This is a genomic window from Nocardiopsis protaetiae (genome assembly GCF_045446735.1).
GTDB lineage: Bacteria > Actinomycetota > Actinomycetes > Streptosporangiales > Streptosporangiaceae > Nocardiopsis > Nocardiopsis protaetiae.
In genome coordinates, this window is record NZ_JBJJBV010000337.1 from 1 (window position 1) to 6474 (window position 6474).

Consider the following 6474-nt stretch of genomic DNA (forward strand, 5'->3'; position numbering starts at 1 on the left):
TGACCGCCCAGATCACGGCACGGGACTGGGTGCGGGTGGTGTTCCTGCCCCGGTACGCGCCCGAGCTGAACCCGGTGGAGACGCTGTGGGCGCACCTTGAACGGGTGCTCAGAAGCCGTCTGTTCCGGAGTCTGGAGGATTTGGAGCGGGTGATCAACGCGCATCTGCGTCTGGTGCGCAAGCGCACCGATCTGCTGCGGGGGTTCATCGAGTCGGTCGGCTTGGAACCCTCACCGTTTCCGTCAACCGCATAATCAAAGATCAGTATGTGGTCGCGGCTCTGAAGGCCGCGGCCCCCGGAATCCTGGAGAAGTTCATGAAGCTGAGGGACTACGAGTTCAAGACCGAACTGATCGGACGCCCCTTCCGGGAGGGCATGGCGGAAGGCAAGGTCAAGGCCACCGCCAAGGCTGTGCTCACCGTGCTCGAAGCCCAGGGGATCGAGGTCTCCGCGGAGGTCCGGGAGCGGGTCGAGGGCGAGGCCCACCTGGATCAGCTGGACATCTGGCTGAACCGGGCCGTTCGTGCCGAGCAGGCCGAGGACATCTTCGGCGAGCAGGGTTAAGCCGGGCTAACGATCGGACTCCAGGGTCCCTGTTGCGTGTTCTCCGTTACATGTAACAGGGGCTTTTTGTGTGTTCGTGCTGTTCTGCGGGGTGTCCGGGGGGTGGGGGCGGCCGAATGCTGACATAGGCGTCTCAGTATTCGAGACAATATGAAGTTCTGGTTGACGGGTGGACGTGTCTTCGGCCAAGGTTGGGAGCGTGAAGAGCAACTCCCTGATTCTCGTACTTGGTCGGCGCGCAGCCCACTGAGTCACTTCTGCTGCGCGCCACCCCTCGACCGCCACGGGCGGTGGGGGTTTTTTTATTGCCGCACCAGGCCACGACGAGTCAGACCCACCACGAACCAGAGCCCCCGTGCCGCTCTGGACCCTCGCTAAGGATCTTGAGATGACCGAGCAGATGACCGGCGCACAATCGCTGATCAGGTCGCTGGAACAGGTCGGTGTCGACACCGTCTTCGGGATTCCCGGCGGCGCGATCCTCCCCGCCTACGACCCCCTCTACGACTCCGCGAAGGTGCGGCACATCCTCATGCGCCACGAGCAGGGCGCCGGTCACGCGGCCGAGGGCTACGCCTACGCCACCGGACGGCCCGGGGTCTGTATGGCCACCAGCGGCCCCGGCGCCACCAACCTGGTGACGCCGCTGGCGGACGCCTACATGGACTCGGTCCCCATGGTCGCCATCACCGGCCAGGTCGCCTCCCCGATGATCGGCACGGACGCCTTCCAGGAGGCGGACATCTGCGGCATCACGATGCCGATCACCAAGCACAACTTCCTGGTCAAGGACGTGCGCGACATCCCGCGCACGGTCGCCGAGGCGTTCCACATCGCCTCCAGCGGCCGCCCCGGGCCTGTTCTGGTCGACATCTCCAAGGACGCCCTCCAGGCCGGCGCCGAGTTCGTCTGGCCCGAGCGCCTGGACCTGCCCGGCTACCGCCCGGTCACCAAGCCGCACGGCAAGCAGGTCCGCGAGGCCGCCCGGATGATCCTCGACGCCAAGCGCCCGGTCCTGTACGTCGGCGGCGGCGTGCTGCGCGCCGGCGCCGCGGCCGAGCTGCGCGTCCTGGCCGAGCTGACCGGCGTCCCCGTCGTCACCACGCTGATGGCCCGCGGCGTCTTCCCCGACAGCCACCCCCAGTTCGTCGGCATGCCGGGCATGCACGGCGACGTCGCCGCCGTCGGCGCCCTCCAGAAGGCCGACCTGATCGTCGCCCTGGGTGCCCGGTTCGACGACCGCGTCACCGGCCGGCTGGACAGCTTCGCCCCCGACGCCAAGATCGTCCACGCGGACATCGACCCGGCCGAGATCTCCAAGAACCGCCACGCCGACGTCCCCATCGTCGGCGACTGCCGCGAGGTCCTCGCCGACCTGGTCGTCGCGGTCCGCGGCGACCAGGAGAAGGGCCGCGCCGGCGACTACGGGGCCTGGTGGCAGCAGCTCGGCCGCCTGCAGGAGACCTACCCCAAGGGCTACGACGCCCCCGACGACGGCACCCTGTCCCCGCAGATGGTCATCGAGCGGCTGGGCAAGGTCGTCGGCCCCGAGGCCACCTACGTCGCGGGCGTCGGCCAGCACCAGATGTGGGCCGCCCAGTTCATCGACTACGAGCGCCCCGGCGCGTTCGTCAACTCCGGCGGCCTGGGCACCATGGGCTTCTCCGTCCCCGCCGCCCTGGGCGCCAAGGTCGGCGACCCGGACCGGGTGGTCTGGTCGATCGACGGCGACGGCTGCTTCCAGATGACCAACCAGGAGCTGGCCACCTGCGCCATCGAGGGCATTCCGGTCAAGGTCGCCGTGGTCAACAACGGCAACCTGGGCATGGTCCGGCAGTGGCAGACCCTGTTCTACGAGGGCCGCTACTCCAACACCGACCTGCAGACCTCGCCCCGCGACGAGAAGGTCCGCATCCCGGACTTCGTCAAGCTGTCGGAGGCGTACGGTTGTGTCGGCCTGCGGTGCGAGCGCGCCGAGGACGTCGACGCCACCATCGAGAAGGCCATGGCGATCAACGACGTCCCCGTCGTCGTCGACTTCACGGTCAACCACGACGCGATGGTCTGGCCGATGGTCGGCCCCGGCGTCAGCAACGACAACATCCAGTACGCGCGCGACATGGCGCCGAGCTGGGACCACGAGGACTAAGAGGAGCAGGTCGACCACCATGAGCCGTCACACGCTTTCCGTCCTGGTGGAGGACACCCCGGGCATCCTCGCCCGCGCCTCTGCCCTCTTCTCCCGCCGCGGGTTCAACATCGACTCGCTGAGCGTCAGCACCACCGAGTATCCGGGCCTGTCCAGGATGACGATCGTGGTCAACTGCGACCTCCACCCCTTGGAGCAGGTGACCAAACAGCTCAACAAGCTGATCAACGTCGTCAAGATCGTGGAGATGGACACCACCGCGTCGGTCCAGCGCGAGCTGCTGCTCGTGAAGGTCAAGGCCGACGCGTCGAGCCGCACCCATGTGCTTCAGACGGCCGAGCTGTTCCGCGCGCACGTCGTGGACGTCAGCCCGGACGTCGTCGTCATCGAGGCCACCGGCGACCCCGAGAAGCTCGATGCCCTGGTGAAGAACCTGGAGCCGTTCGGCATCCGGGAACTGGTCAAGTCAGGGCTGGTCGCCCTGGGACGCGGGCCGCGGTCGATCACCGACCGCTCCCTCCGCGCGGTCGAACGCACCGCCTGAGGCTCCGGCGCCCGGACACGGCCGGGTGCCCCCGCGTCCCCCACCGAATGTGAAGAACAAGGAGTAACCCCAAGTGGCAGCACAGATGTACTACGACGACGCCGCGGACCTCGGGCTCATCCAGAGCAAGAAGGTCGCCGTGATCGGTTACGGCAGCCAGGGCCACGCGCACGCGCTGTCGCTGCGGGACTCGGGCGTCGACGTGCGGATCGGCCTGGCCGAGGGCTCCAAGAGCCGCGCCAAGGCGGAGGAGGAGGGCCTGCGCGTCCTCACCCCGGCGGAGGCCACCCGCGAGGCCGACGTCATCATGATCCTGGTCCCGGACCACATCCACCGCGACCTGTACGCCGCGGAGATCGAGCCCAACCTGGAGCCGGGCAACGCCCTGTTCTTCGGCCACGGCTTCAGCATCCGCTACGGGTTCATCACCCCGCCCGAGGGCGTGGACGTCGCCATGGTCGCCCCCAAGGGCCCGGGCCACCTGGTCCGCCGCCAGTTCGAGGCCGGGCGCGGCGTGCCCTGCCTGGTCGCGGTCGAGAAGGACGCCAGCGGGCAGGCCTGGGACCTGGCGCTGTCGTGGGCCAAGGGCATCGGCGGCACCAAGGCCGGGGTCATCAAGACCACGTTCACCGAGGAGACCGAGACCGACCTGTTCGGTGAGCAGGCCGTGCTGTGCGGCGGCACCGAGGAGCTGGTCAAGGCCGGTTTCGCCACCCTGGTCGAGGCGGGCTACCAGCCCGAGATCGCCTACTTCGAGTGCCTGCACGAGCTGAAGCTCATCGTCGACCTCATGTACGAGGGCGGCATCTCCAAGATGAACTGGTCGGTGTCGGACAACGCCGAGTACGGCGGCTACACCCGCGGCCCGCGCGTGGTCACCGAGCAGACCCGCGAGGAGATGCGCAAGATCCTGCGCGAGATCCAGGACGGCTCCTACGCCAAGGAGCTCATGGACGAGTTCGACGCCGGGCAGCCGACGTTCACCAAGCGCCGCGAGGCCGAGCAGAACGAGCCGATCGAGAAGGTGGGCGCCGAGCTGCGTCCGCTGATGAGCTGGCTCAAGGGCTGAGCGGGGTTCCCGTGAGATGGGGGTGGGTGGCTACGACCACCCGCCCCCATCGGGCTTCCCTACCCCCGCAGTAGACTTTGTTCCGGCCGTCCTGACCCGATCGCGGTAGGGCTTGACCTGCGTGAATCGGGACGCACCACCCGAAAAGGAACCCCTGTGTCCAAACCCGCCGTACTCGTAGCGGAAGAACTCTCGCCCGCCGGAATCGCGCTGCTCGAAGAGGACTTCGAGGTCCGCCGCGTCGACGGCGCCGACCGGTCCCTGCTCCTGCCGGCCCTGGCCGACGTGGACGCGCTCATCGTGCGCAGCGCCACCAAGGTGGACGCCGAGGCCCTGGCCGCGGCCCCCCGCCTACAGGTGGTCGCCCGGGCCGGCGTCGGCCTGGACAACGTGGACGTGGAGGCCGCCACCAAGGCGGGCGTGCTGGTGGTCAACGCCCCGACCTCCAACATCGTCAGCGCCGCCGAGCAGGCCGTGAACCTGCTGCTGGCCAGCGCCCGCAACACCGCCCCCGCGCACAACGCGCTGGTCAACGGCGAGTGGAAGCGGTCCAAGTACACCGGCGTCGAGCTGTACGAGAAGACGATCGGCATCGTGGGCCTGGGCCGCATCGGCGCCCTGGTCGCCCAGCGCCTGCTGGCGTTCGGCACCGAGGTCATCGCCTACGACCCGTTCGTGCAGCCCGCCCGCGCCGCCCAGATGGGCGTGGAGATGACCACGCTCGACGACCTGCTCGGGCGCGCCGACTTCATCACCATCCACCTGCCCAAGACCAAGGACACCCTCGGGCTGATCGGTGACGAGGCGCTGCACAAGGTCAAGCCGAGCGTGCGGGTCATCAACGCCGCGCGCGGCGGCATCCTGGACGAGGACGCGCTGTACCGGGCCATCAAGGACGGCCGGGTCGCGGGCGCGGGCATCGACGTGTTCGCCAAGGAGCCGTGCACGGACAGCCCGCTGTTCGAGTTCGAGAACGTGGTCGTGGCCCCGCACCTGGGCGCCAGCACCCACGAGGCGCAGGAGAAGGCGGGCACCCAGGTGGCCCGCTCGGTCAAGCTCGCGCTGTCGGGCGAGTTCGTGCCCGACGCGGTCAACGTGCAGGGCACCGGCGTGGCCGAGGAGATCAAGCCGGGCCTGCCGCTCACCGAGAAGCTGGGCCGGGTCTTCACCGCCCTGGCCGGCGCGCTGCCCAGCCGCATCGACGTGGAGGTGCGCGGGGAGATCGCCGCGCACGACGTGAAGGTGCTGGAGCTGGCCGCGCTCAAGGGCGTGTTCGCCGACGTGGTCGAGGACACGGTGACGTTCGTCAACGCCCCGCTGCTGGCCAAGGAGCGCGGTGTGGAGGTCGACCTCATCACCAGCGACGAGAGCGGCGACTGGCGCAACCTCATCGCGGTGCGCGGTGTGCTGGCCGACGGCACCCGGGTGTCGGTGTCGGGCACGCTCACCGGCCCCCGCCAGGTCGAGAAGCTGGTGGAGGTCAACGACTACAACCTGGAGATCGGCCTGGCCGAGCACATGGTGTTCCTGTCCTACGACGACCGCCCCGGCGTCGTGGGCAAGGTGGGCGCGCTGCTGGGCGACGCCGACGTCAACATCGCCGGGATGCAGGTCATCCGGGACCAGGAGGGCGGCCGGGCGCTCATCGCGCTGACCGTGGACTCCGCGGTGCCGGACGCGATCCTGGCGTCGATCTCGACCGAGATCGAGGCCGAGGTCACCCGCCAGGTCGACCTGGAGGACTGATCCCCGCCCGGGCTGCGAGGCGCCGGCGGGGTTCTGGAGGCCCTGGAGGAGAAGTCTTCGAGGAAAAGCCTGTGGCCGAAGGCCATCCGTTGAGGGTGGCGGTGGGCGACGGGTGGGCGAGGACTTCGACGGAGGGGCCACTGTACCTCCTGAAACCCATTCCCGCCCTCAAAGGGCGCCGAGCACGGCAGAGGAAAGGCCGTCGGCCGCAGGCCGTCCGTTGAGGACCTTCTGATTCTTGACGGGCGGGCGGAGCGGAGGGCCAAAGCAAGCACACCCGGGAACCCAGGGGCCGCACCGTGAGGTGCGGCCCCTTTTGTGTTTTCAATGGCGAAATGTGCGGTTCGGTGACCTGCGGCGACACGAATTCGTCTCACATCGTGAGAATTTCTGGCCACATA

General features: G+C 68.7%; 6 protein-coding genes. All 6 read left to right on the forward strand.

Features of this window, described 5'->3' with window-relative positions; translation table 11 throughout:
- Positions 1-254: transposase (locus tag ACJOT3_RS31135; RefSeq protein ID WP_406976707.1), on the forward strand; the 254-nt coding region annotated here is incomplete at its 5' end.
- Positions 255-268: 14 nt separating this feature from the next.
- Positions 269-565 carry a hypothetical protein gene (locus ACJOT3_RS31140; protein WP_406976708.1) on the forward strand — a complete coding sequence of 99 codons (297 nt, stop codon included), beginning with the start codon at positions 269-271 and terminating at the stop codon, positions 563-565.
- Between the two features lie 388 nt (positions 566-953).
- Positions 954-2714 (forward strand): acetolactate synthase large subunit, encoded by a 1761-nt coding sequence (locus ACJOT3_RS31145; protein WP_406976709.1) that lies wholly within the window; start codon positions 954-956, stop codon positions 2712-2714.
- A gap of 19 nt (positions 2715-2733) precedes the next feature.
- Positions 2734-3258 carry an acetolactate synthase small subunit gene (gene ilvN, locus ACJOT3_RS31150; protein ID WP_220563144.1) on the forward strand — a complete coding sequence of 175 codons (525 nt, stop codon included), beginning with the start codon at positions 2734-2736 and terminating at the stop codon, positions 3256-3258.
- A gap of 73 nt (positions 3259-3331) precedes the next feature.
- Positions 3332-4327, forward strand: coding sequence for a ketol-acid reductoisomerase (gene ilvC / locus ACJOT3_RS31155; protein ID WP_406976710.1), 996 nt, complete (start codon positions 3332-3334; stop codon positions 4325-4327).
- Positions 4328-4483: 156 nt separating this feature from the next.
- Positions 4484-6073, forward strand: a complete 1590-nt coding sequence (serA, locus tag ACJOT3_RS31160) for a phosphoglycerate dehydrogenase (protein WP_406976711.1) — start codon at positions 4484-4486, stop codon at positions 6071-6073.
- The last annotated feature ends 401 nt before the right edge of the window (positions 6074-6474 follow it).